The organism is Pseudomonas sp. CBZ-4 (assembly GCF_000346755.1).
GTDB lineage: Bacteria > Pseudomonadota > Gammaproteobacteria > Pseudomonadales > Pseudomonadaceae > Aquipseudomonas.
In genome coordinates this window covers 28,450-53,963 of sequence record NZ_ANNV01000131.1, presented here as the reverse complement: position 1 = coordinate 53,963, position 25,514 = coordinate 28,450, and the positions used below count along the sequence as shown (strand labels likewise).

At 59.9% G+C, this 25,514-nt stretch carries 22 protein-coding genes; 10 read left to right on the top strand and 12 right to left on the bottom strand.

Features of this window, described 5'->3' with window-relative positions; all coding sequences use genetic code 11:
* Positions 1–101 precede the first annotated feature (101 nt).
* From B348_RS0117825 to B348_RS0117810, 4 genes are all read left to right on the top strand, one after another.
* Positions 102–401: a chorismate mutase gene (locus tag B348_RS0117825; protein WP_017737431.1), complete on the top strand. Its 300-nt coding sequence runs from the start codon at positions 102–104 to the stop codon at positions 399–401.
* Positions 402–616: 215 nt separating this feature from the next.
* A complete protein-coding gene (locus tag B348_RS0117820) occupies positions 617–1,702 on the top strand; it encodes a type I restriction endonuclease (protein WP_017737430.1) in 1,086 nt (361 codons plus the stop codon).
* Between the two features lie 270 nt (positions 1,703–1,972).
* Entirely contained in the window at positions 1,973–2,329 is a 357-nt protein-coding gene (locus B348_RS0117815; RefSeq protein WP_017737429.1) for a hypothetical protein, read from the top strand.
* A gap of 70 nt (positions 2,330–2,399) precedes the next feature.
* Entirely contained in the window at positions 2,400–2,888 is a 489-nt protein-coding gene (locus B348_RS0117810; RefSeq protein WP_017737428.1) for a GreA/GreB family elongation factor, read from the top strand.
* Here the strand turns inward: B348_RS0117810 and gdhA are convergent.
* From gdhA to ettA, 3 genes are all read right to left on the bottom strand, one after another.
* Positions 2,885–4,222, bottom strand: a complete 1,338-nt coding sequence (gdhA, locus tag B348_RS0117805) for an NADP-specific glutamate dehydrogenase (RefSeq protein ID WP_017737427.1) — start codon at positions 4,220–4,222, stop codon at positions 2,885–2,887. The genes B348_RS0117810 and gdhA overlap by 4 nt on opposite strands.
* Positions 4,223–4,445: 223 nt before the next feature.
* Positions 4,446–5,003: a hypothetical protein gene (locus B348_RS0117800; protein WP_017737426.1), complete on the bottom strand. Its 558-nt coding sequence runs from the start codon at positions 5,001–5,003 to the stop codon at positions 4,446–4,448.
* A 179-nt stretch (positions 5,004–5,182) separates the two neighbouring features.
* The gene (gene ettA, locus B348_RS0117795) at positions 5,183–6,847 is read right to left on the bottom strand and encodes an energy-dependent translational throttle protein EttA (RefSeq protein ID WP_017737425.1); all 1,665 of its coding nucleotides are present in this window, start codon (positions 6,845–6,847) and stop codon (positions 5,183–5,185) included.
* 285 nt (positions 6,848–7,132) lie between these two features.
* Here ettA and B348_RS0117790 point away from each other — a divergent pair, with 285 nt between their 5' ends.
* Positions 7,133–10,984 carry a bifunctional diguanylate cyclase/phosphodiesterase gene (locus tag B348_RS0117790; RefSeq protein ID WP_026136863.1) on the top strand — a complete coding sequence of 1,284 codons (3,852 nt, stop codon included), beginning with the start codon at positions 7,133–7,135 and terminating at the stop codon, positions 10,982–10,984.
* 231 nt (positions 10,985–11,215) lie between these two features.
* Positions 11,216–12,469, top strand: a complete 1,254-nt coding sequence (glyA, locus tag B348_RS0117785; RefSeq protein WP_017737423.1) for a serine hydroxymethyltransferase — start codon at positions 11,216–11,218, stop codon at positions 12,467–12,469.
* Between the two features lie 183 nt (positions 12,470–12,652).
* Here the strand turns inward: glyA and yjiA are convergent, their stop codons facing one another.
* The 3 genes from yjiA to B348_RS0117765 all read right to left on the bottom strand — a co-directional run bounded on the left by yjiA (position 12,653) and on the right by B348_RS0117765 (position 16,060).
* Positions 12,653–13,612, bottom strand: coding sequence for a GTPase (gene yjiA, locus B348_RS0117780; RefSeq protein WP_017737422.1), 960 nt, complete (start codon positions 13,610–13,612; stop codon positions 12,653–12,655).
* A 168-nt stretch (positions 13,613–13,780) separates the two neighbouring features.
* The gene (locus B348_RS0117770; RefSeq protein WP_017737420.1) at positions 13,781–13,978 is read right to left on the bottom strand and encodes a YbdD/YjiX family protein; all 198 of its coding nucleotides are present in this window, start codon (positions 13,976–13,978) and stop codon (positions 13,781–13,783) included.
* Positions 13,979–13,993: 15 nt separating this feature from the next.
* A complete protein-coding gene (locus B348_RS0117765) occupies positions 13,994–16,060 on the bottom strand; it encodes a carbon starvation CstA family protein (protein WP_026136862.1) in 2,067 nt (688 codons plus the stop codon).
* A 174-nt stretch (positions 16,061–16,234) separates the two neighbouring features.
* On the opposite strand from B348_RS0117765, the gene B348_RS0117760 reads away from it, so the two are divergent.
* The gene (locus B348_RS0117760) at positions 16,235–16,603 is read left to right on the top strand and encodes a PilZ domain-containing protein (RefSeq protein WP_017737418.1); all 369 of its coding nucleotides are present in this window, start codon (positions 16,235–16,237) and stop codon (positions 16,601–16,603) included.
* A gap of 136 nt (positions 16,604–16,739) precedes the next feature.
* Here the strand turns inward: B348_RS0117760 and radA are convergent, their stop codons facing one another.
* From radA to katB, 3 genes are read right to left on the bottom strand one after another with little or no spacing between them, the layout of a single operon-like run.
* Positions 16,740–18,107, bottom strand: coding sequence for a DNA repair protein RadA (gene radA, locus B348_RS0117755; protein WP_017737417.1), 1,368 nt, complete (start codon positions 18,105–18,107; stop codon positions 16,740–16,742).
* Between the two features lie 35 nt (positions 18,108–18,142).
* Positions 18,143–18,682: an ankyrin repeat domain-containing protein gene (locus B348_RS0117750; RefSeq protein ID WP_017737416.1), complete on the bottom strand. Its 540-nt coding sequence runs from the start codon at positions 18,680–18,682 to the stop codon at positions 18,143–18,145.
* Positions 18,683–18,741: 59 nt separating this feature from the next.
* The gene (katB, locus tag B348_RS0117745; protein ID WP_026136861.1) at positions 18,742–20,283 is read right to left on the bottom strand and encodes a catalase KatB; all 1,542 of its coding nucleotides are present in this window, start codon (positions 20,281–20,283) and stop codon (positions 18,742–18,744) included.
* 287 nt (positions 20,284–20,570) lie between these two features.
* On the opposite strand from katB, the gene mscL reads away from it, so the two are divergent.
* Positions 20,571–20,987: a large-conductance mechanosensitive channel protein MscL gene (gene mscL, locus B348_RS0117740; RefSeq protein ID WP_017737414.1), complete on the top strand. Its 417-nt coding sequence runs from the start codon at positions 20,571–20,573 to the stop codon at positions 20,985–20,987.
* Between the two features lie 43 nt (positions 20,988–21,030).
* Here mscL and B348_RS0117735 read toward each other — a convergent pair whose 3' ends face one another.
* Entirely contained in the window at positions 21,031–21,807 is a 777-nt protein-coding gene (locus B348_RS0117735; RefSeq protein ID WP_017737413.1) for a ferredoxin--NADP reductase, read from the bottom strand.
* Positions 21,808–22,266: 459 nt separating this feature from the next.
* Here B348_RS0117735 and B348_RS0117730 point away from each other — a divergent pair, with 459 nt between their 5' ends.
* Positions 22,267–22,977: a LuxR family transcriptional regulator gene (locus B348_RS0117730; protein WP_017737412.1), complete on the top strand. Its 711-nt coding sequence runs from the start codon at positions 22,267–22,269 to the stop codon at positions 22,975–22,977.
* A 159-nt stretch (positions 22,978–23,136) separates the two neighbouring features.
* A complete protein-coding gene (locus B348_RS0117725) occupies positions 23,137–24,261 on the top strand; it encodes a methyltransferase (protein ID WP_017737411.1) in 1,125 nt (374 codons plus the stop codon).
* Between the two features lie 65 nt (positions 24,262–24,326).
* Here the strand turns inward: B348_RS0117725 and B348_RS1000000131100 are convergent, their stop codons facing one another.
* Together B348_RS1000000131100 and cydB are read right to left on the bottom strand one after the other, a co-directional pair.
* Complete coding sequence (locus B348_RS1000000131100) at positions 24,327–24,494, bottom strand: DUF2474 domain-containing protein (protein WP_017737410.1); 168 nt, start codon at positions 24,492–24,494, stop codon at positions 24,327–24,329.
* A 12-nt stretch (positions 24,495–24,506) separates the two neighbouring features.
* Positions 24,507–25,514 carry a cytochrome d ubiquinol oxidase subunit II gene (gene cydB / locus B348_RS0117715; RefSeq protein ID WP_017737409.1) on the bottom strand — a complete coding sequence of 336 codons (1,008 nt, stop codon included), beginning with the start codon at positions 25,512–25,514 and terminating at the stop codon, positions 24,507–24,509.

Sequence of the window (25,514 nt, the reverse complement as noted above, 5' to 3'; positions counted from 1 at the left end):
ATCAGCCAAGTCTCCAGTGACTGACACACTGCAATCGCGGGCAAGCCCGCTCCCACATGGGTCTACGGTTATTCAGATAGCTATCAGGGAGTTCCAACAACATGGCCGTTACCTGCACCACCCTCGACGAAGTCCGCAGCAACATCGACCGCCTCGACCAGCAAATCGTCACCCTGCTCGCCGAACGCGGCCAATACGTCTCCCAAGCCGCTCGCTTCAAAAAAGACACCGACAGCGTCAAGGCCCCGCAGCGGGTTGAACAGGTCATCGCCAAAGTGCGCAACCTGTCCAATACCGTGGGCGCCAACCCGGACGTCACCGAACAGGTCTATCGCGCCATGATCGCGGCGTTTATCCAGCAGGAATTGGCTGAGCATGCGGCGCTCGGAGAAGTCAGTTAAGAATTAACAAATTTGTTCGCCTGCACAGAAAACCCTGAGCCGCATCCAACCCACTGATTAACAAGCAAGAAATCTCTGAAGTTTTTTTAGCTTTTTTGAACGATCCTTAACTTGCTCAGACTGAGCCTCGCTTTATGGGGATTTGAGTCTAGTCTCGGGTGGCAATCATATTGCCACCACATCTATACACGGATCCGAATAGGTAGAGGCTTAGTATGGAATTTTTTGAAAAGCTCACCAGTCTGGCAGCAAAGGTTCGGCTACAAGGCCCTGCCATTCAAACCGAAGAAGCGACAAAGAATGCTTTCGTAATGCCTTTTATCAACACGGTGTTGGGCTACGACGTGTTTGATCCGCAGGAGGTGATGCCCGAATTTGTCTGTGATGTGGGCACAAAGAAAGGCGAAAAAATCGACTACGCGATCATGAAAGACGGTGAGGTCCAAATACTCATCGAATGCAAAAAAATTGGCGAGTCATTGAGCATCAATCACGCATCACAGCTCTTTCGTTACTTTCACGTCACCAGCGCAAGAATCTCAATTCTCACCAACGGCCAGGTCTACCGGTTTTTCACAGACTTGGACGCCCCGAACAAAATGGACGAAAAGCCGTTTCTAGAACTGGACTTGTTGGACATTGATGAGTATTCGGTTCCCGAGTTGATCAAACTCACCAAGTCGGCATTCGATGTTGATTCAATCATCAATGCCGCAGGAGAACTGAAATATGTCAGCCAACTGAAAAAGCTCATCGGCACCCAGGTCAGCAAACCAGAAGACGACTTCGTGAAATTCTTCGCTTCCCGTGTTTACGAGGGCGTCATCACACAGAAAGTGCGTGAGCAGTTTTTCGAACTGACACGAAAAGCGCTTGCCCAGTTTTTAAACGACCAAATCAACGATCGCCTCAAGTCGGCGATGAGTGGTGTGATCCAACCGACGATGGCTTCAATCCCCGTCTCAAACGGTGCAAATACAGAAGCGCAAGATAGAGACGAATCAGAAGACAAAATTCTGACAACACTGGAAGAACTGGAGGGCTATCACATCGTACGGGCAGTTGTGCGCTCTGTGGTCGATGCCAAACGCATTGTTCAGCGGGATACCCAAAGCTATTTCGGGATATTGCTGGACGACAACAATCGCAAGCCGATTTGTCGCCTTCACTTCAATCGTAGTCAGAAATACCTCGGAGTATTTGACGAAGAAAAGAATGAAACCCGGCATGCGATTTCGTCCATCGATGAGATTTACGAGTACGCGGATCAGCTGAAAAAAACGGTGGGTTACTACGCGTGACCCAACTATAAAACTCAGCAAAGATCCAAAATGTGGGAGCGGGCTTGCCCGCGATAGCGATGTTTCAGCCAAGTACCCACTGACTGACCCACTGCTATCGCGGGCAAGCCCGCTCCCACATTTGCTCCGTACCAATACTGCTTGATCGCGTCACCCGGGCAACTGGACCACCTAGCACCAAACACCATTATCACCTTCCTTTCACACCACCCCGACAATCCTCTATCTAGACTTCTCCCTATCAGCCGGGAACCGGCCAGGGAGTCTGTCATGTGGCGGTATGCGGTATTGCTGTGTTCGGTGATGTGGCTGGCGGGTTGCCAATCAACCCATCAGGACTTATTGGCCAAAGGTTATCCACCGGCATTCGCCGATGGCTTTGACGACGGTTGCAGCAGCGGTCGCCAGGCGGCTGGCGTGATTACCGGGGAGTTTCGCAAGAACGTCCCGCGTTACCTGAAAGACCGCGAGTACGCCGAAGGTTGGGAAGACGGCTTTCGCCAGTGCAAGGCCATGCGTGAGAACGAAGAGCTGCGCGACTACAAGGACAATCACTGGGACGACCGTGAGCGCGCCTGGCAGCATGAGAAAGACCGCGATGCCGCCAGGGCCTATCGTTCGCAATAGGTCGCTTTCAGACATCCACTGAAACTAAAGCGCAGCGAATATGGCCGAAACTCCATTGAGGGAGACTGTCATGAGCCGAGCTTTTGTGAATGAGGACAACGCCGCCGCCCAGGCTGATCAGCCGGTGGAGCGTCAGGTCAGTGGTCAGCCCAACCGTGTCACTGCGCAAGGGTTGGCGCAGTTGCAAGCCAAGGTTGCACAGTTGCAGCACGCCTACAGCCTCGAATCAGCCAAAGGCGATAAACAACGCCAGGCCGACCTGGAGCGGGACTTGCGCTACTTCAACCTGCGGGTGCTGAGCGCCCTGGTCGTACCGCCGGCCACCTCCAGCGAGAAGGTGCAGATCGGCAGCTGGGTGACTTTCGCCAACGAGCAGGACGCGCAGCAGCGTATTCAGTTGGTCGGTGAGGACCAGGCTGACGCTGCGGCGGGCCTGATCAACTGGGGCTCGCCCCTGGGCCGCGCATTGCTCGGGGCCCAGGTGGGTGACGAGGTGCTGTGGAAACGCCCCGTTGGCGATCAGCTGATCGAAGTGTTGCGCATCGACCCTGAGGTTTAGACGATGCCTTGCGCCAACATCGCATCAGCCACTTTCACAAAGCCGGCGATGTTCGCGCCCTTCACGTAGTTGATCCGGCCGTTTTCTTCGCCGTAGTGCACGCACGCGTGGTGGATCGACTGCATGATGTTGTGCAGCTTGCTGTCCACTTCACCGGCGGTCCACAGCAGGCGCATGGCGTTCTGCGACATTTCCAGGCCGCTCACGGCCACGCCGCCGGCGTTGGATGCCTTGCCCGGGGCAAACAGGATGCCTGCCTCGATAAAGATATCCACAGCCGCCAGCGTGGTCGGCATGTTGGCGCCTTCGGCCACGCAGAGGCAGCCATTGCGCAGCAAGGTGCGGGCGGCGTCGGCGTCGAGTTCGTTCTGGGTCGCGCAAGGCAGCGCGATGTCGCAGGCCAGCTCCCACGGGGCCTGGCCCTTGCGGAACTCCAGGCCGAAACGCTCGGCCAATTCGCTGATGCGACCACGCTGGACGTTCTTCAACTCCAGCAGCGCCGACCACTGCTCTTCGGTCAAACCACTTTCGGCGTACAGGGTGCCTTCGGAGTCGGACAGGGAAATCACTTTGCCGCCCAGGTCCATGACCTTGCGCGCCGCGTATTGCGCCACGTTGCCGGAACCGGATACCGCCACGCGCTTGCCTTCAACCCGCAGGCCGTCGCGCTTGAGCATTTCTTCGGCGAAGTACACGCAACCGAAACCGGTGGCCTCCGGGCGGATCAGGCTGCCGCCGTAGGTCATGCCCTTGCCGGTCAGCACCGAGGTGAACTGGTTGCTCAGGCGCTTGTACTGGCCGAACAGGAAGCCGATCTCGCGGGCACCCACGCCGATATCGCCGGCCGGTACGTCCACGTCGGCGCCAATGTGGCGGTACAGTTCGCTCATGAAGGACTGGCAGAAGCGCATGACTTCGGCGTCGCTCTTGCCCTTGGGGTCGAAGTCCGAGCCGCCTTTGCCGCCGCCCATGGGCAGCGAGGTCAGGGAGTTCTTGAAAGTCTGCTCGAAGGCGAGGAATTTCAGCACGCCCAGGTTCACCGACGGGTGGAAGCGCAGGCCGCCTTTGTAGGGGCCGATGGCGCTGTTCATCTGGATACGGAAACCGCGATTGACCTGGACCTTGCCATGATCATCCACCCACGACACCCGGAAGGTAATCGCACGTTCCGGCTCGCAGATGCGCTCCAGGATACCCGAGGTCAGGTAATGCGGATTGGACTCCAGAAACGGCCACAGGCTGCGTAGGACTTCTTCTACGGCCTGGTGGAATTCTGGCTGGTCCGGGTCGCGTTTCTTCAGGCGGGCAAGGAAGGATTCGACGGATTCGATCATGGAAAAGTCTCGGCAAATTGATTGTTTTTAAATGAGATTGGGCCGGACTTTATCAATTCATGTCGCACTGCGACAGGGCAAAATGTCGCCTTTGTGAATTTAAATGGTGCATTTGATATAAATAAACCGGAAATCCAGGGCTTTCATGCACCCAAACGGGGATCGCAGACCCCGTCTTTGCCCCCGTATAGACGCCACCTCAAGCCACGCCGGACTCACCGCCTCAATGGCCACACGCGGCAGGCGCCTGATACCAATTGAACTTGAGAAAGCCACGACTCAACTCGTCGATGAGGGATCTGTCGACTTCGTCGGCAATGCCATTTTTATCCACGTCGATATCAGAGAATGTGTCCAGCACATGGTCGCCGTCGCTGTCATAGGCCGCGGCTTTATAGGTGGTGACGGTTCGCCCGTTGAGCCCCAGTTGCTCGGTGAACTCCAGCCGCACACTACTCGGTTTGCCGTCGCTACCGAAGTGCTCGACCGAAAGGGTCAGGATCCGCCGCATCAGGGCGTGCTGATTAAGCCATTTGAGCTTGAGGAAGTCGTCAGCGAACTGCTTGAGCATGAACCTATCCTGCACGCTCGGGTTGCCATCGAAGTCGATGTCGCCGGCACACTGGACATCGACTTTTGCATCACCGGTCAGATCGACCGCCAGGGCATGATGGATCAACTGGTCGGGGGCCGAACCCTGCTTCTGGTAAAAATACAGGTTCACCGTGTCGATTTTGTCGTTTCCGCTTCGATCCTGGCCGACCACTGTCAAGTAACGCATACCCCTGCTCCTCCATAAGTAATAGCTGCTCATGCTAGAGATTGGGACTGGCGTGTCACAGGTATCGAGCTCGCTGGAGCCCGTCGGAAAAGCCGACACGGCTCGCCCCTCGAAACGCCAAACCGCACGCAAAAAAAACGGAGCCCGAAGGCTCCGCTTTTTCAAACCACCAACCCGAATCAGGCCAGTTTTTTGTGACGCACGCGGTGCGGCTGGGCAGCAGCATCGCCCAAGCGCTTCTTACGGTCCGCTTCGTACTCGGTGTAGTTACCTTCGAAGAACACCGCTTGCGAGTCGTCTTCGTACGCCAGGATGTGGGTCGCGACGCGGTCAAGGAACCACCGATCGTGAGAGATCACAATGGCGGCGCCCGGGAAGTCCAGCAGGGCCTCTTCCAGGGAACGCAGGGTTTCAACGTCGAGGTCGTTGGACGGTTCGTCGAGCAGCAGGACGTTGCCGCCCTCTTTCAAGGTCAGGGCCAGGTGCAAGCGACCGCGCTCACCACCGGACAGGTCCTTGACGAACTTCTGCTGGTCGCCCCCCTTGAAGTTGAAACGACCAACATAGGTACGCGACGGGATTTCATAGTTGCCGATGCGGATCTGGTCGGAACCGTCGGAAATCTGCTGGAACACGGTCTTGCTGCCGTCGAGGTCTTCGCGGCTCTGGTCCACACAGGCCAGTTGCACGGTTTCGCCGATCTCGATGCTGCCGGAGTCCGGGGTTTCCTTGCCCATCAGCATGCGGAACAGTGTGGATTTACCCGCACCGTTACCACCAATAACGCCGACGATCGCGCCTTTTGGCATGGAGAACGACAGGTTGTCGATCAGCACGCGGTCGCCATAACCTTTGGACACGTTCTTGAACTCGATGACCTTGTCACCCAGGCGCGGACCGGCCGGGATGTAGATCTCGTTGGTTTCCGAACGCTTCTGGAATTCCTGCGATTGCATTTCTTCGAAGCGTTGCAGACGTGCCTTGGATTTCGACTGGCGGGCCTTGGCGCCTTTGCGCACCCACTCCAGTTCTTCCTTCATGGCTTTTTCGTGGGCCGATTGCTGCTTGGATTCGGCGGCCAGGCGGTCGGACTTGGCTTCCAGCCAACCGGAGTAGTTGCCCTCGTAAGGGATACCGGCGCCACGGTCGAGCTCGAGGATCCAGCCGGCAACGTTGTCCAGGAAGTAACGGTCGTGCGTGATCGCAACCACAGTGCCCGGGAAGTCGTGGAGGAAATGTTCCAGCCAGGCGACGGAATCGGCGTCCAAGTGGTTGGTTGGTTCGTCGAGCAGCAGCATGTCGGGGGCCGACAGCAGCAGGCGGCACAGGGCCACACGACGCTTCTCGCCACCGGACAGGAATTCGACCTTGGCGTCCCACGCCGGCAGGCGCAGGGCGTCGGCGGCCACTTCGAGCTGGCGCTCCAGGTTGTGGCCATCGCCCGCCTGCAGGATCGCTTCGAGCTTGGCCTGTTCAGCGGCCAGTTTGTCGAAGTCGGCGTCTTCGTCAGCGTAAGCCGCGTAGACCTCGTCCAGGCGCGCCTGGGCGTTCTTGATCACGGCGACGGCTTCTTCCACCACTTCGCGCACGGTCTTGGTCGGGTCCAGGATCGGCTCTTGCGGCAGGTAACCGATGTTCAGCTCGGGCATCGGGCGGGCTTCGCCTTCGAACTCGGTATCGACGCCGGCCATGATTTTCAGCAGCGTGGACTTACCCGAACCGTTGAGGCCGAGCACGCCGATCTTGGCGCCAGGGAAGAAGGACAGCGAAATGTTTTTCAGGATTTCCCGCTTCGGCGGAACAACTTTTCCCAGCCGATGCATGGTGAAGACGTATTGAGCCATGGTGAACCTAGCGTCAGTGACTGATGAATTAAGCGGGCGAAGCCCGTGTCAGGCCATGCGCCGCGCGGGCCGTTGACGATGATCAATGCCTGCGTGCGGAAAAAAGCCTGAATGTCTGGGGCTGGAACGCCCTCGCGTAACCGGCAAAGCTACCTGAATGCGCTTGGTCAGTCCAGCCAAGCGGGGCTGGCACTTTGCCACAACTCAAGGCATGCTAGCCGCCCTTCGGCGTCCGGCTTATAGTGCGTGCCGCACGCCAGTCCAGCCAACCCGCAGGATCACAGCTTGTCCAAAGTCACGCCGCCCACTCCTCTGCGCGCCGCTCACATAGCGCCGGGAGCACCCCTGCACGGCACCTTGAAAGGCGCATTGGCGACGCTTGTCCTCATGTTGCTCGCCTTATTGTTCTGGCAGTTGCTGGACCAGTTGCAGCAAAACCAGAAAAACCAGCAGCAATACACCATCGACTACAGCGCCGACCTGGCTGAGCAGATCAGCCTGAACATGGCCCTGAGCGCAAAAATCGCCCTGAACCTGCTGCCGATGGTCGAGCCGCCGCGCAACAACGAACAGCAGCAAGCCTTGATGCACACCTTGCAGCGCTCCCTGCCGGAGTTGCGCAGCATCGCCCTGCTCGCCCCCAGCGGCGCCATGATCAGTGACAGCGCCAGCGACAGCCAGGACGCTGCCTGGCTCGAAGAGCTGGTGCAGCGCAGCCATTCCCAGCCTTATTACCTGAGCAACAGCAGCGACGGCACTATCATCTACCTGTTGCTGCACCAGCCCAGCGGCGGCTCACGGGTCTACTGGGCGCTGCGCCTGGCGCCGAACTACCTGGTCAACCTGACCCGCCAGGACGGCCAGGGCCAGCGGCCGATGTGGGCCATCGAAAACCGCCTGAACCACCGCGTGGTCAGCCGTGACAGCGGCATGCCGGCGCAATGGTCCTCTGCGTTGACCCCGGACGAACTGAACAAAAGCGTACTCGTCACCCCCCTGAGCAAAAGCGACTGGCAATTACGCGGGCTGTTCGACCGCACCGCCGTACTGGAAGAACTGCTGCCGGCCTTTATCGGCAAATGCCTGCTGGGCCTGGCGTTCTCGCTGATCCCGGTGCTCGTACTGGTCAACATGCGCCGCCGCCAGCGCCAGGTGCACGAGGGCCGGCGGCGTTACCAGGATATTTTCGAAGGCACCGGCGTGGCCCTGTGCGTGCTCGACCTGTCGGGGCTCAACGCGTTTTTCGACAAGGCCCGCCTGCAAACCCGCGAGCAGTTGCACGACTGGCTGCAAGGCAACCGCGAGCAGCGCCAGCAGTTGCTCAAGGAACTGCGCATCACCGAGGTCAACCAGGTCGCGGTGCGCCTGCTCAACGTCGGCTCGTGCGAAGAGGCCTGGGAACGCCTGATCGATGATTGCCCGCGCAACGCCACGGCCATCGGCTACCAGGTGCTCGAAGCGGTCCTGACCGAACAGAAGCAACTGGAGCTGGAAATCCAGCTCAACGACGTCGCCGGCAACGAACAATACCTGTGGCTGGTGATGCGCCTGCCGGAGCAGCAGGACGACTTCAAGGCCGTGATCCTGAGCATCAGCGACATCACCAGCCGCAAGCTGATCGAGTTGTCGCTGGTGGAACGCGAGAGTTTCTGGTCGGACGTGGTGCGCACCGTGCCCGACCACCTGTATGTGCAGGACGTGATCAGCCAGCGCATGATTTTCAGCAACCACCACCTGGGCCACACCCTCGGCTATAACAAGGCCGAACTGCAGCAAATGGGTGAGTACTTCTGGGAAATCCTGCTGCATCCCGAAGACGCCGAGCGCTACCACGACCTGCGCCAGCAGCAGCGCCAGGCCGGCTATTCGACGCAGCTGCAATGCCAGCTGCGCTTCCGTCACCGCAATAACCAGTGGCGCCGCTTCGATATCCGCGAGCAGGCCCTGGCCCGAGACAAGGCGGCGCAAGTCACGCGCATCATCGGCGTGGCCAAGGACATCACCGACCAGATCGAAGCCAGCGAATCCCTGCGCGACAGCGAACAGCGCTACCGCATGCTCGCCGAAAGCATCAGCGACGTGATCTGCTCCACCGACAGCCAACTGGCCCTCAACTACATCAGCCCCTCGGTCAACGCCGTGCTGGGTTATGACGTGGATTGGGTGTTCAAGAACGGCTGGCAATCGATCATCGCCAACCCGCAGCAACTGAGCGGCATCTATAGCCTGGTGGAACAGGTCAGCCGCGCCCTCGGCGACACCGACGCGCTGGCCAAGCTGCGCGACGAAGCGCAAACCCAGCTGTTCCTGTTTGACTGCCTGCGCGCCGACGGGCGCAAAGTGCCGATCGAACTGCGCCTGGTGCTGGTGTGGGATGAACACGGTACGTTCGAAGGCATCCTCGGCGTCGGCCGCGACATCAGCCAGCAACGCCGCGCCGAGAAAGACCTGCGCATGGCGGCCACGGTATTCGAACACTCCACTTCGGCGATCCTGATCACCGACCCCGCTGGCTACATCGTGCAGGCCAACGACGCGTTCAGCCGCGTCAGTGGCTACAGCGTGGCGGATGTGCTCGACCAGTTACCAAACATGCTCACCGTCGACGAGCAGCAGGAAGCCCATCTGCGCTACGTGCTCAAGCAGTTGCACCAGCACAGCACCTGGGAAGGCGAAGTGTGGCTCAAGCGCCGCAACGGCGAGCATTACCCGGCGTGGGTCGGCATCACTGCCGTGTTCGACGACGAAGGCGACCTGGCCAGCTACGTGTGCTTCTTCAGCGATATCAGCGAGCGCAAGGCCAGCGAGCAGCGCATCCACCGCCTGGCCTATTACGACGCCCTGACCCACCTGCCCAACCGCACGCTGTTCCAGGACCGCCTGCACACCGCGTTGCAGTCGGCCGAGCGGCAGAAGTCGTGGGTGGTGCTGATGTTCCTCGACCTTGACCGCTTCAAACCGATCAACGACTCCCTGGGCCACGCCGCCGGCGACCGCATGCTCAAGGAAATGGCGACGCGCCTGCTCGGTTGCGTCGCCGAAGACGACACCGTGGCGCGCATGGGCGGCGACGAGTTCACCTTGCTGCTGCAACCGCGCATCAGCCGCGAGATGGCGCTGAACCGCGCGATCCATGTGGCCGAGCAGATCCTCGCCAGCCTGGTGAAGCCGTTTGTGCTGGAGGGTCGCGAGTTCTTTGTCACGGCCAGTATCGGCATCGCCCTCAGCCCGCAGGACGGCAATGAGCTGAGCCAGCTGATGAAAAACGCCGACACTGCGATGTATCACGCCAAGGAGCGCGGCAAGAACAACTTCCAGTTCTACCAGGCCGACATGAACGCCAGCGCCCTGGAACGCCTGGAGCTGGAAAGCGACCTGCGCCACGCCCTGGACCAGAACGAATTCGTGCTCTATTACCAGCCGCAGTTCAGCGGCGATGGCAAACGTTTGACCGGCGCCGAAGCCCTGCTGCGCTGGCGTCATCCCCGTCGCGGGCTGGTGCCGCCAGGGGACTTTATCCCGGTGCTGGAAGAACTGGGCCTGGTGGTGGACGTCGGCGACTGGGTCATCAGCGAAGCCTGCCGCCAGCTCAAGACCTGGCACCAGAACAAGGTGCGCGTGCCGAAAGTCTCGGTGAACATCTCGGCGCGGCAGTTCTCCGACGGTCAACTGGGCGAGCGCATCGCCAGCATCCTGGAAGACACCGGCCTGCCGCCGGCGTGCCTGGAGCTGGAGCTGACCGAAAGTATCCTGATGCGCGAAGTCAACGAAGCCATGCATATCCTCGACAGCCTGAAAAACCTGGGCTTGAGCATTGCCGTGGATGACTTCGGCACCGGCTATTCGTCGCTCAACTACCTCAAGCAATTCCCCATCGACGTGTTGAAGATCGACCGCACCTTTGTCGATGGCCTGCCGTCTGGCGAACAGGACGCGCAGATCGCCCGCGCCATTATCGCCATGGCCCACAGCCTGAACCTGGCGGTGATCGCCGAGGGCGTGGAGACCCATGAGCAGCTGGACTTCCTGCGTGAGCATGGTTGCGATGAGGTGCAGGGGTATCTGTTCGGGCGGCCGATGCCGGCGAGTCGGTTTGAGGCGCAGTTCAGTAATGATGCGCTGTTCATGTTCGACTGAGACTTTGTGGTGAGGCTGCTGGCCTCATCGCGGGCAAGCCCGCTCCCACATTTGGACTGTGTGAACCCGATCAAGTGTGGGAGCTGGCTTGCCTGCGATGAGGCCGGTACAAGCACCACTTATCCCCAGATGAGCCCCACTTGTCCGCGACATGATGTCCTTTCATATGCCATCTAAAACCCATTGGGTTAGAATGCCCTCCTTTTCTGCCCCCGATCCTTGAGGACCGCCATGTTCAGCCGTGATTTGACTATTGCCAAGTACGACGCCGATCTCTTTGCCGCCATGGAGCAAGAAGCCGTGCGCCAGGAAGAGCACATTGAGCTGATCGCTTCGGAAAACTACACCAGCCCAGCGGTCATGGAGGCTCAGGGTTCGGTTCTGACCAACAAGTACGCCGAAGGCTACCCAGGCAAGCGCTACTACGGCGGTTGCGAGTACGTCGACGTGGTTGAGCAGTTGGCCATCGACCGTGCCAAGGAACTGTTCGGCGCCGATTACGCCAACGTCCAGCCACACGCCGGTTCCCAAGCCAACAGCGCCGTGTACCTGGCCCTGCTGCAAGGCGGCGACACCATCCTGGGCATGAGCCTGGCCCACGGCGGTCACCTGACCCACGGCGCCAGCGTTTCCTCCTCGGGCAAGCTGTACAACGCCGTTCAATACGGTATCGATGCCAACGGCCTGATCGACTACGACGAAGTCGAGCGCCTGGCAGTTGAACACAAGCCAAAAATGATCGTGGCCGGTTTCTCTGCCTACTCGCAGATCCTGGATTTCCCACGTTTCCGCGCTATCGCCGACAAGGTTGGCGCTTACCTGTTCGTCGACATGGCCCACGTGGCCGGTCTGGTCGCCGCTGGCGTCTACCCGAACCCGGTGCCTTACGCTGACGTAGTGACCACCACTACCCACAAGACCCTGCGCGGTCCACGTGGCGGCCTGATCCTGGCGCGCGCCAACGCCGACATCGAGAAGAAGCTGAACTCCGCCGTATTCCCGGGCGCCCAGGGTGGCCCGCTGGAGCACGTGATCGCCGCCAAAGCGATCTGCTTCAAGGAAGCACTGCAGCCTGAGTTCAAGACCTACCAGCAACAAGTGGTGAAGAACGCCCAGACCATGGCCAGCGTGTTCATCGAGCGCGGTTTTGACGTGGTGTCCGGCGGTACTGAAAACCACCTGTTCCTGCTGTCGCTGATCAAGCAGGACATCTCCGGTAAAGATGCTGACGCTGCCCTGGGCAAAGCCTTCATCACCGTGAACAAAAACTCCGTGCCGAACGACCCACGTTCGCCGTTCGTCACCTCCGGCCTGCGCTTCGGCACTCCGGCTGTGACCACTCGTGGCTTCAAGGAAGCAGAGTGCAAGGAACTGGCTGGCTGGATCTGCGACATCCTGGCTGACCTGAACAACGAAGCCGTGATCGACGCGGTCCGTGAGAAGGTCAAGGCCATCTGCAAGAAGCTGCCGGTATACGGCGCTTGATTGCAGTTGCTTGAATGAAAAGCCCGGCTCTTGAGCCGGGCTTTTTATACCCAATCGAAAAGTGAAACACGGTCACCTGTGGGAGCTGGCTTGCCTGCGATAGCGGTGTATCAGCCGCTGATGGGCTAACTGACAGTCCGCTATCGCAGGCAAGCCAGCTCCCACAGTGGATCGGATTTCAAGTCAGGATTGGTAGACGCGGGCAAAACCCTCGCGAATCTTGTCTTCCGGCAATTCGTCGGCAATAAACACAATCACACTCTCCCGCGCCTCGCCCTCGGCCCATTCGGTATCCCAATCGAACCCGTAGAGCTTGAGCACGCCCTGGAACACCATCCGGCGGTCTTCCCCGGCAATATTCAGCACGCCCTTGTAGCGCAGCAGTTGCTTGCCGTGATCTTCCAGCAGCGCGTTCATGAACTCGCTGAGGCGATCGATATCCAGCGGCTGGTCGGTGCGCAGCACCAGGCTGGAGATGCGGTCGATAGACGGCGCCTTGCTCACCGGTCGCAGGCTCATGCCGGCGTTGAGGTTGAAGCCACGCACGTCGAGCAATTCGGCAAGGTCGATGTTGCCGTGGTCCACCACACGAATCGGCGCACGCCGGTTGATGCGCGTCAGGCGCTCGCTGAGGGCGTCGAAGGTGGCGTCATCCACCAGGTCGCGCTTGCTCACCAGCAGGCGGTCGGCAAAGCCGATCTGGGCCTGGGCGATGGTCTGGGTCAGGTGATGCTCGGCGTGGGCCGCGTCCACCAGGGTGATGATGCCGTCGAGGATGTAGCGCTCACGCAGTTCCTCGTCGATGAAAAAGGTCTGCGCCACCGGTGCCGGGTCGGCCAGGCCGGTGGTCTCGATCACCAGGCGGTCGAAGGCGATCTCGCCGCTGTCCAGGCGTTCGAGCAGCAGGTACAGGGCTTTGGTCAGGTCGGTGTGGATGGTGCAGCACACGCAGCCGTTGGACAGGGTCATGACTTGTACCGGCTCTGCGCCCAACAGCTGGGTGTCGATACCGGCGTCACTGAATTCGTTTTCGATCACGGCGATTTTCAGGCCGTGCTCGGCCTTGAGCAGGTGGCGCAGCAAGGTGGTCTTGCCGGCGCCGAGGAAGCCGCTGAGGATGGTGACGGGGATGGGAGAGGACAAAAAATGCTCCTTTTGATGAAGGAATAATGAAGGCACACAAAACAAATGTGGGAGCTGGCTTGCCTGCGATGCAGACAACTCGGTTTTTCAGTCAGACCGAGGTGATGCTATCGCAGGCAAGCCAGCTCCCACATAAAGCCCTGCTCACACAGGGGATATTGCGTTAACTCAACAGCACTTGGGCCCACCCTTGCCGCCGTAACGGGCTTCCTGACGTTCCCGGAAGAACGTCTTGTAGTCCATCATCGGCTTGTCCGGGTGCTTGGTTTGCATATGCTCGACGTACGTGTCGTAGTCGGGCATGCCGACCATCAGGCGCGCGGCCTGACCGAGGTATTTACCGAGGCGACTGATGTCATTGAACATGGCTGCAATCCTCTATCACGCGTCCGGCTGGGCCTGGAACGGGGCTTCTTTATCCGTACGTTCTTTATTGCCCCAGGCGGCGACGCCGACCTTGAGCGCATAGAACAGGATGCTGAACACCACGAACAGGAACATCGCCGTCAGCGTTGCGTTGGTGTACGCGTTGTAGATCACGTGCTGCATCTGGTCGATGCTCTTCGCCGGAGCGAGGATCTGGCCGTTGGCCAGGGCATCACTGTACTTCTTCGCCAGCGACAGGAAGCCGATCGCCGGGTTGGCGTCGAACAGCTTGATGAAGCCTGCGGTGGTGGTGCAGATCAGCAGCCAGACGGCTGGCAGCATGGTCACCCAGATGTAGCGTTGGCGTTTCATTTTGATCAGCACAACCGTCGCCAGCATCAGCGCGATGCCTGCCAGCATCTGGTTGGAGATACCGAACAGCGGCCACAAGGTGTTGATGCCGCCCAGTGGGTCGATCACACCTTGGTACAGCAGGTAACCCCACATTGCCACGCAACCGGCGGTCGCGATCAGGTTGGCGGTCCACGATTCGGTGCGTTTCAGCGCCGGCACGAAGGAACCCAGCAGGTCTTGCAGCATGAAGCGACCGGCACGGGTACCGGCGTCAACTGCGGTAAGGATGAACAGCGCTTCGAACAGGATCGCGAAGTGGTACCAGAACGCCATGGTGTTTTCACCCGGCAGCACACTGTGCAGGATCTGCGCGATCCCCACCGCCAACGTCGGCGCACCGCCGGCACGGGCCAGGATGGTGGTTTCGCCGATGTCATGGGCCACTGCTTGCAGCGCCTCCGGCGTGATCGCAAAGCCCCAGCTGCTGACGGTTTGCGCCACGGTGACCACGTCCGCACCAACCACGGCGGCCGGGCTGTTCATGGCGAAGTACACGCCCGGCTCGATCACCGAAGCGGCAACCATCGCCATGATGGCCACGAACGACTCCATCAACATGCCGCCGTAACCGATGTAGCGGGCATGGCTTTCATTGGCCAGCAACTTGGGCGTGGTGCCCGAGGAGATCAGCGCATGGAAACCCGAGACCGCGCCACAGGCGATGGTGATGAACAGGAACGGGAACAGGCCGCCCTTCCACACCGGGCCGGTGCCGTCGATGAACTGGGTCAGCGCCGGCATTTTCAGGTCGGGCATGGTGACCAGGATGCCAATGGCCAGGGCGATGATCGTGCCGATTTTCAGGAAGGTAGACAGGTAGTCACGCGGCGCCAGGATCAGCCACACCGGCAATACCGCGGCGACGAAACCGTAGCCGATCAGCATCCAGGTGATTTGAATGCCGGTGAAGGTGAAGGCCTTGGCCCACACCGGGTCAGCCGCAATCTGCCCGCCCAGCCAGATCGAACCCAGCAGCAACAGTACGCCGATGATCGAAATCTCGCCGATGCGGCCCGGGCGGATGTAGCGCATGTAGATGCCCATGAACATCGCGATCGGGATGGTCGCCATCACCGTGAAGATGCCCCACGGGCTCTCGGCCAGGGCCTTGACCACGATCAGCGCCAGCACCGCGAGGATGATGATCATGATCAGGAAGCAGCCGAACAGCGCGATGGTCCCCGGAATGCGGCCCATCTCTTCGCGCACCATATCCCCCAGGGAACGGCCGTTGCGACGGGTGGACAGGAACAGGACCATGAAGTCCTGCACCGCACCGGCTAGCACCACGCCGGCAATCAGCCACAGCGTGCCGGGCAGGTAGCCCATTTGCGCCGCCAGTACCGGGCCGACCAGGGGGCCTGCACCGGCAATCGCCGCAAAGTGGTGACCGAAAAGGATGTGTTTGTTGGTCGGCACATAGTCCAGACCGTCGTTGTTGATCACTGCGGGGGTCGCCCGCCGTGGATCGAGTTGCATCACGTTATTCGCGATGAACAGGCTGTAGTAGCGGTATGCAACCAGGTAGATGGCCACAGCAGCGACCACAATCCACAAGGCGTTGATCGCCTCGCCGCGGCGCAAGGCCACTACGCCAAGGGCGCACGCTCCTACGATTGCCAGCACCAGCCAGGGTAGGTGGCGTAGCAGGCTATTATTATTTTTCATTTTTATATTCCAGCCAGGGTGGACAGAAAGGACAGCCGTTCCGAGTTTAGCGCTGTTGGCTTTAAAGACCACCCCCCTACGTTGGTCTAGAGCCTTCTGCGGGCAAAAAAAGCAGAAATATCGGGCCAGTGATGGCGCAGGGCTACAATCCCCCTATCTCCAGAGGGTTTCACCATGACCGAGCAAGCGTCTGATCGCCGTCGTTTCCGGCGGATCGCCTTTGATGCCAAGACCGAACTTCGGCAAAACGGCCGGGAATGGCCAGTGCAATTGGTGGATTTGTCGTTAAAGGGTTTGTTGGCGCAACGACCCGAGGACTGGAAGGGCAACAAGGCATTACCGTTCGATGTCGATATACGCCTGGACCCCAAGACCCCTATCAAGATGCAGGTACGGCTGACCCATGAGGATCATGGGCAATTGGGGTTTGTGTGCCAGCACATTGACCTGGATTCGATCAGTCACTTGCGAAGGTTGATCGAGTTGAACCTTGGCGATGAGGAAGAGCTGCACCGGGAGTTGGCGGCACTGCTGGAGACCTGACAAGCATCATAAATCAACTGTGGGAGCTGGCTTGCCTGCGATGGCGGCGCACCAGCTTGCACTTGCTTAGCTGACCCACCGCAATCGCAGGCAAGCCAGCTCCCACAGGGAACAGCATTGCCTGAAGGATTGGGGATCACTCGAATAGCGCATCCAACGCCTGCTCCAACCGCGTCACGCCAATAATCTGAATCCCCGGCGGCGACTCCTTCGGCGCGTTGCCCTTGGGCACGATGGCCCGCTTGAAGCCATGCTTGGCCGCCTCTTTCAACCGCTCCTGGCCACTCGGCACCGGGCGCACCTCGCCCGACAGGCCAACCTCACCAAACACCAGCAGGTCGTGCGGCAACGGCCGGTTGCGCAAGCTGGACATCACCGCGGCCATCAACGCCAGGTCGGACGCGGTCTCCAGCACCTTGACCCCGCCCACCACGTTGAGGAACACGTCCTGGTCATGGGTCGGAATGCCACCATGGCGATGCAACACCGCCAGCAGCATCGCCAGGCGGTTCTGGTCCAGGCCCAGGGTGACGCGGCGCGGATTGGCCAGATGACTGTCATCCACCAGCGCCTGCACTTCCACCAGCATGGGCCGGGTGCCTTCCCACGTTGCCATCACCACGCTGCCGGGGACTTCTTCCTGGGCGCGCGTGAGGAAAATCGCCGATGGGTTGGAGACTTCTTTCAGCCCCCGGTCCGTCATGGCGAACACCCCCAGTTCGTTGACCGCCCCAAAGCGATTCTTCACCGCCCGCAGCAACCGCAGGCGGCCGTCGGACTCGCCCTCGAAATACAACACGGTATCCACCATGTGTTCCAGCACCCGAGGCCCGGCCAGCGCGCCCTCCTTGGTCACATGCCCGACCAGGAAGATCGCCGTGCCACTCTGCTTGGCATAGCGCACCAGCAGCGCCGCACTCTCACGCACCTGGGACACGCCACCCGGCGCCGATTGCAGTTGTTCGGTGAAAATGGTCTGGATCGAGTCGATCACCATGACCTTGGGCTTTTCGATCCGTGCCGTGGCGATGATGCTTTCGATGCAGGTTTCGGTCATCACCCGCAGTTGGTCCTGGGGCAAGCCCAGGCGACGGGCGCGCATGGCCACTTGTTGCTGGGATTCTTCCCCCGTGACGTACAACGCCGGCATGCGGCTGGCGATGCTGCACAGGGTTTGCAGGAGGATGGTGGATTTGCCGATGCCGGGGTCGCCGCCGATCAGCACCACCGAGCCGTCCACCAGGCCGCCGCCGAGGACGCGGTCCAGCTCGCCGGAGGCGGTGGAAAAGCGCGGAATCTCTTCGACGCTGACTTCGGCCAGCGTCTTGATCTGCGCCTGCTGCCCGGTCCAGCCCGCACGCCCGGTAGGTGCCGCAGCGCCACCGCTTTCGATCATGGTCTCAGTGAGGGTGTTCCACGCACCACACTCGCCACATTGGCCGGCCCACTTGGGAAAGGTCGCGCCGCACTCTGTGCAGCCGTACATGCGCTTGGCCTTTGCCATTCGAGAACCTCCAACCGAAAAACCGCGATGATAGCTCAGCGCGCTGCCGGGGTCCGAATTTCACCGCTGGCCAAGCGTGACGCACTGTTGCCGACCGGGTCTTCGGCGTTGAGATCAGCGCCCTTGGCTTTGAGCTCGTCCAGCAGTTCAAGACGGTTGAACAACCCGGCGTACATCGCCGCCGTCTGCCCGGCGCCATTGCGTTGGTCGGGATTGCAGTCGGTGCCCAGCAGGCGCTGGGCGATGTTCAGCTCGCCCTTGAAGATCGCGCCCATCAGCGCCGTGTTGCCACGGTTGTCTTGCACACACGCATCGGCGCCGGCAGTGAGCAAGCGCTCCACGAACGGGCCTTGGCCGTGGTAAGCCGCCAGGATCAGCGCGGTGTAGCCTTTATCGTCCTGGGTATTGAGGCTGTAGCCGGCGTCGATGAAGGTGTTGAGCATGTCGAGATCGCCACGGCGCGCCGCGTCGAAATAGTAGTCCTGCAACTGCGCCTTGAGGGCGGCCGGTTCGGGGGGCCCGGCCTGGGCAACAAAGGCCAGCATGGCCAGCAGCAGTCCGATGGAAATACGCATGGGTGTTCTCCTGCCAAAAGGCCAGCGCCCGATCAAGGGCGCCGGCCGTGACCGACGGATCAGTCCGTCAGTTTGTCTGCCAACGCCTTCACGCGCGCCAGGTCACCCTTGGCGACCTTGGCCACGCCGGTGCCGTACTCAGGGTCTGCCTTGTAGAGGAACGACAGGATGATGTGCTTGCTCTCGTCATCGGTGGTTGCCAGGGAGCCGCCGAAGTTTTCGATCAAGTCCTGACGCTCTTTCTTACTGAAGGAGCGGTACAAATCGCCAGCCTGCTTGAAGTTCTGCTCACGCTGGATCTTCGCTTGCTGGGTGCTGCCCGCCAGTGGCGACTGGCTGTAGCGTGCGGCTTGCGGTTCCTCCCGTGGCAGCAGGCGGCTTGGCTGGTAGTTCACGCCGCTGGTGGTCTTGCCGAAGTTCATCGCGCCATCCTGGTTGCCGTTGTTGACGGTCACCCGAGGTGCGTTGATCGGCAGTTGCAGGGCATTGGCGCCCAAGCGGTACATCTGGGTGTCGGCGTAGGAAAACACCCGGCCTTGCAGCAGGCGGTCTTCCGAAGGCTCGATGCCCGGCACCAGGTTGGCCGGGGCCATGGCAACTTGTTCGGTTTCCTGGAAGACGTTCGCCGGGTTGCGGTTCAACACCATCTGCCCGACTTTACGCTCGGCAACATTCGGCCAGATCTTGGTGGCGTCCAGCGGGTCGAAGTCAAACTTGGCCAGGTCCTCAGGCTTGAGCACTTGCACGTACAAGTCCCACTTGGGGAAGTCGCCTTTGTTGATATGGGTGACCAAGTCGTTGGTCATGTGGCTGTAATCCCGCCCCTGCACTTCGGTAACTTGCTTGGGATCAAGGTTCTTGATGCCTTGCAGGCTCTTCCAGTGGAACTTGACGTAGTGCACTTCGCCCTTGGCATTGATCAAGTTGTAGGCATGTACGCCATTGCCGTCCATTTCCCGATAACTCGCCGGAGTACCGGAGTCGGAGTACAACTCGGTCAATGTACGGGTGGCCTCGGGTACATGGGAGAAGAAGTCGAAACGGCGGGAATCGTCGTCGAGGTTAGTGCGCGGGTCCGGCTTGAAGGCATGGACCATATCCGGGAACTTGATGGCGTCACGGATAAAGAACGTCGGGAAGTTATTGCCCACCAGGTCCCAGTTGCCTTCAGCGGTGTAGAACTTGGTGGCGAAACCACGTGGGTCACGCAGGGTTTCCGGAGAGTGATTGCCGTGGACCACGGCCGAGAAGCGCACGAATACCGGAGTCGCCTCGCCTGCCGCGAACACCTTGGCCTTGGTCAGGTCGCTGAGGTTATCGGTGACGGTGAACGTGCCGTGGGCGCCGGTGCCACGGGCATGCACCACGCGCTCGGGGATGCGTTCACGATCGAAGCGTTGCAACTTTTGAATAAGCTGCACGTCCTGGAGAAGTACCGGGCCATTGGCGCCAGCGGTTTGCGAGTTCTGGTTGTCGCCAACGGCAGCGCCGTTGTCGCGGGTCAGGTTGGCGGCCTGCACCGACAGGGACAGCAGGCTGGCGGCTGCCAGTACCAGCACGGATCGCGCTGAAACAGGCCCGCGGTTCATTGGGTTCTTCATCGAGGTTTCCTCTGGTTTTTTTAGTGCACATTCAGTTGTGCTTGCCAGAGGCTAGTGACCCGGGAGCCGGAAGATAAATAGAAAAACACCACCAGGTCGATTGAGAAAATAATGTGGTAAGCCGTTGAAATGACGAGTAATTCGCGCGCGATTGATGGCACTTTGCAAACTATTTGCGTTTTAATGTGTCGATAAAACCTAACAGTGTTAACAGTTGTGTCGCGCAAGCCCTCTACGACTGACTTACACTGACCTCCACCCTTCTCATCTGTAACAAGGAATAACCTATGGGCGTGATCAGTGAGTTCAAGGCCTTCGCGGTCAAAGGTAATGTGGTCGATATGGCCGTCGGTATCATCATCGGCGCAGCCTTCGGCAAAATTGTTTCCTCGTTTGTAGGCGACGTGGTGATGCCCCCCATCGGCCTGTTGATCGGTGGCGTGGACTTTGGTGACCTGGCGATAACGCTCAAGGCCGCGCAAGGCGACGTGCCTGCGGTGGTGCTGGCGTACGGCAAGTTCATCCAAAGCGTGATCGACTTTGTGATCGTCGCGTTTGCGATCTTCATGGGCGTGAAGGCCATCAACCGCCTGAAGCGTGAAGAGGCCGTGGCGCCAAGCCTGCCGCCGACGCCGACCAAGGAAGAAGTGTTGCTGGGTGAGATCCGCGATCTGCTCAAGGCACAGAACGACAAACCGCTTTAACTGAAGCCGGTATGAAAAAGGCGCCTTTCGAGGCGCCTTTTTTTTACCAGTAGTTTTCCACCGCCACCTGGCCAGGACGCCGGCTCAGGCTCAGTTGCATATCGCGTTGCTTGAGCAACTGGCGTGTGTCATCGACCATCTGCGGATTGCCGCAAATCAGCACGCGGGAGTGTTCCGAGGTCAGCTCGACGCCGGCCGCCTGCTCCAGTTCGCCATTCTCGATCAGCGTGGTGATGCGTCCATTCAACGCGCCGGGGTGCTGCTCGCGGGTGACGATGGGAATGTAGATGAGCTTGTGCGCGTACTCGGCCAGGTATTCGCGCTCGCCCAACTCCCTGATCAGCGATTGATAAGCCAGCTCCTTGGCTTCCCGGGCGCTATACACCAGGACAATGCGCTCGAATTTCTCCCAGACCTCGAAGTCCTGCAGGATCGACAGGAACGGCGCCACCCCGGTACCCGTGCCCAGCAGCCAGAGGTCACGCCCGTCGACAAAACGGTTCAGGGTCAGGAAGCCCGTGGCCTGGCGCTCCACCATCAAGGTATCGCCCACCTGCAGGCGACTCAGCTCACTGGTGAACTCGCCACCGGGCACAACGATGGAAAAAAAGTCGAGGTGCTCGTCAAAGGGCGACGACACGATGGAATAAGCGCGCCACACGGTGCTGCCATCCGCCTTGGTCACCCCCAGGCGCACGAACTGGCCAGCGGTGAAACGAAAGCCCGGGTCGCGGGTAGTGCGCAGGGTGAAGAGGCTAGGGGTCAACGATTGCACGTCGAGCAGGGTCTGCCGGGTAAATTTCTCAGCACTGGCCGTCATGGGGAACTCCGTTTTACACAGGCGCCTAGTTTCTCTCAAAGCCGTGTGCGCAAACACCATTGATTTGTACTGGCATTGCTGCGGGGCAGAGCGGCGGCAGCTTGCAATCAGCTGAAACGTGTCAACCCGTCAAGACGGTTTTCTGAAAAGCGGGAGCTTTTACTCAGACTAAATATTTGGCTATTAACACACATCCAATCCAAAGTCAGATTAACCACTTCATATAAACGCCATCATTTTGATGCCGCTCACAACCCCTTAAATCCAATAAAAAAATAACTTCCCTCTACGCTTCCTATACAAAACAACCATCTCTCGTACAAAAAATCAGCGCCGTGTCAGCTAAGCGTACTGACGATTTTTTCACTTTGCCGTGTAAGGCATGTCCTACACTAATTTCCGTGAAGCGCTGGAATGAGGACGTACCCGCGCCACGTAGAAACCCATGGAGAGTTACCAATGGTGAACTGGCGAAATACTCAGCCCCCTAAACTGGAAGCTAAAAACGAGATTCAAACTGTCTTTGACATGGTCACCCACCATATCCGTGAGCTCGACTTCCAATATTGTTCCTTTACGATGAGTTCTCAAGTACCCAACAACGAAACCAAACCGATCCAAATCAACAACTATCCGAATGGATGGAACAATCTTTATCAACAAGCGCACTTCTTCGAAGTAGACCCTGTTGTCGCTCACTGCAAACGCTGCGTACTGCCCATCGTCTGGGAGGAAAAAACCTTCGGCACGGCGCCTGGCTTGTGGTCGCTGGCCCAATCATTTGGTGTACACCAGGCCTGGACGCAACCTGTGCACGACTTCCAGGGCGTCTACAGCATGCTGACCCTGGGGCGCGGCTGCGGTGAGGTCAGCCCACAGGAGCTGTATGAAAAGGCCGGCAACGTGTTGTGGCTGTGTCACGCAATGCACGCTGTCGTCGCGCAGCAATACGCACACAAACCCAGCACCAAGGCGCAGCACACGCTGACAGCACGAGAAACGGAAATTCTCAGATGGTCGGGCATGGGCAAGACAGCGGAAGAAATCGCCAGCATTATCTCGATTTCGCCGCGGACAGTCGGCTTTCATATCGGCTGCGCAACCAAGAAACTGGGCGTGACAAACAAGATCGCTGCCGTTCTCTGTGCTTCCAGAGCGGGGCTTCTCTAGCACGTACAGAAACACCCCATGTAATCCCGCCGGAAAAAACGTAACATTTACGGCCAATTCTGAGTGTTGAAGCAGCCCCCGGGTGTCGCCTCGCAGTTCACTCAGACGGTTTGGCCGAAGACTGCCGAACACCCATCGATTACCCAGAGCCTCCCCGCCATGCCCCTGCTCGAAAGCCCCTTCGCCCAGCTCGATCTGATCCGCCAGCCAGAACAACACAACGATCCGCTGCAAGCCTTCGATGCCGCCGACGAGTACCTGCTCAACCATCTGGCGCAGCAGCAGCCGAGTGCCGCGACACGCGTGTTGGTGCTCAACGACAGCTTTGGCGCCCTGGCGGCCAGCCTTGCAGGCCGGGTGCAGGTGACCTCCAGCGGCGACTCCTTTCTCGCGGCCCAGGGGCTGGAAAAAAACCTCACGCGCAACGGCAAGGCATTCGATGCGGTGCCATTCATCCCCGCCAGCCAGGTGCCGAGCGGGCCTTTTGACCGCGTACTGATCCGCGTCCCCAAGACCCTGGCGTTGCTGGAAGAGCAACTGATTCGCCTGCAAGGCCAACTGGCCCCGGGCGCGGAAGTCATCGCCGGGGCGATGATCAAGCACTTGCCACGGGCCGCCGGGGAGTTGCTGGAGCGTTATATCGGGCCGATGCACGCCTCGCTCGCCGTAAAAAAAGCGCGGCTGTTGATCGCCACCGTTGAGGATCGGCCCCTCGCAGTCTCGCCCTACCCGACCCGCTACACCCTGGACGCGCCCGCCATCGAACTGCTCAACCATGCCAACGTGTTCTGCCGCGAAGGCCTGGACATCGGCACCCGCGCCTTCCTGCCGCATCTGCCGAAAAACCTCGGCAGTGCCCGCGTGGCAGACCTGGGTTGCGGCAACGGCGTATTGGCGATCGCCAGCGCCCTGCACAACCCCGACGCGCAGTACACCTTGGTGGACGAGTCCTATATGGCCGTGCAATCGGCGCAGGAAAACTGGCAAGCCGCCCTCGGCCAACGTGACGTGATCCTGCGCGCCGCCGACGGCCTGGCCGGCCAGGAGCCCGACTCGCTGGACGTGGTGCTGTGCAACCCGCCATTCCACCAGCAGCAAGTGGTCGGCGACTTCCTCGCCTGGCGCATGTTCCAGCAGGCACGGGAAACGTTGGTGGTGGGCGGCGCCCTTTATATCGTCGGCAACCGTCACTTGGGTTATCACACCAAGCTGGCCCGCCTGTTTCGCGGCGTAGAACAAGTCGCCACCACGCCAAAATTCGTGATCCTCAAAGCGCGCAAATAAAAAAACCCTGCCGCTCTTGCGAGGGGCAGGGTTGAAAGGCCGGGCCATCAAGCCCGGTTGGGATGTCAGTGTGTGCTCAGGCCCGCCGCATTCATGAACATGCGCATCAGGCTGGCCACGACAAACAGGGCCAGCACGCTGCCGGTCCAGATCATCGCCAACCACCCCAGGCGCCGCCACAGTGGCTGTTTCTCGGCCTGTTCAATCTCGTGCAACGAAGGTTTGCCGGACATGGAACGACCCTCCTAGTGATAACCGTCTTCGTGGGTGACCTTGCCGCGGAACACGTAGTAGCTCCAGAAGGTGTAGCCCAGGATGAACGGGATGATGAACAACGTGCCCACCAGCATGAAACCCTGGCTTTGCGGCGGCGCGGCGGCATCCCAGATCGACACGGACGGCGGGATGATGTTTGGCCACAGGCTGATCCCCAGGCCGCTGTAGCCAAGGAAGATCAGCACCAGCGTCAGCAGGAACGGCGTGTAGTGCGCATTGCGTGCCACCGCGCGGATCAAGCCGTACAGGGTCACCAGCACCAGGATCGGCACCGGCAGGAACCAGAACAGATTCGGCAGGGTGAACCAGCGTGCGGCGATTTCCGGGTGCGCCAGCGGCGTCCAGATACTGACAATGCCAATCACCGCCAACAGTGCGAAGGCCAACGGCCGCCCCAGGTTGTGCATCTTTTCCTGCAACGAACCTTCGGTCTTCATGATCAGCCAGGTACAGCCCAGCAGCGCGTAGGCCACGATCAGCGCCACACCGCAGAACATCGTGAAGGGCGTGGCCCAGTCCAGCGAGCCGCCGGCGAACTGGCGGTCCACCACCGGGATGCCATCGATGAACGCCCCCAGCGCCACGCCCTGGAAGAACGTCGCCGCCAGCGAGCCGCCGATAAACGCCTTGTCCCACAGGTGACGCTTGTCGTCCTTGGCCTTGAAGCGGAACTCGAAGGCCACGCCACGGAAGATCAGGCCGATCAGCATCAGGATCAGCGGCAGGTAGAGCGCCGACAACACCACCGAATACGCCAGCGGGAACGCGCCGAACAACGCCGCACCACCGAGGACCAGCCAGGTTTCGTTGCCGTCCCACACCGGGGCGACGGTGTTCATCATCACGTCACGGTCAACCTTGCCCGGGATAAACGGAAAGAGGATGCCGATACCCAGGTCGAAGCCGTCCATGACCACGTACATCATGATGCCGAAGATGATGATCACGGCCCAGATCAGCGGAAGATCAATACCCAT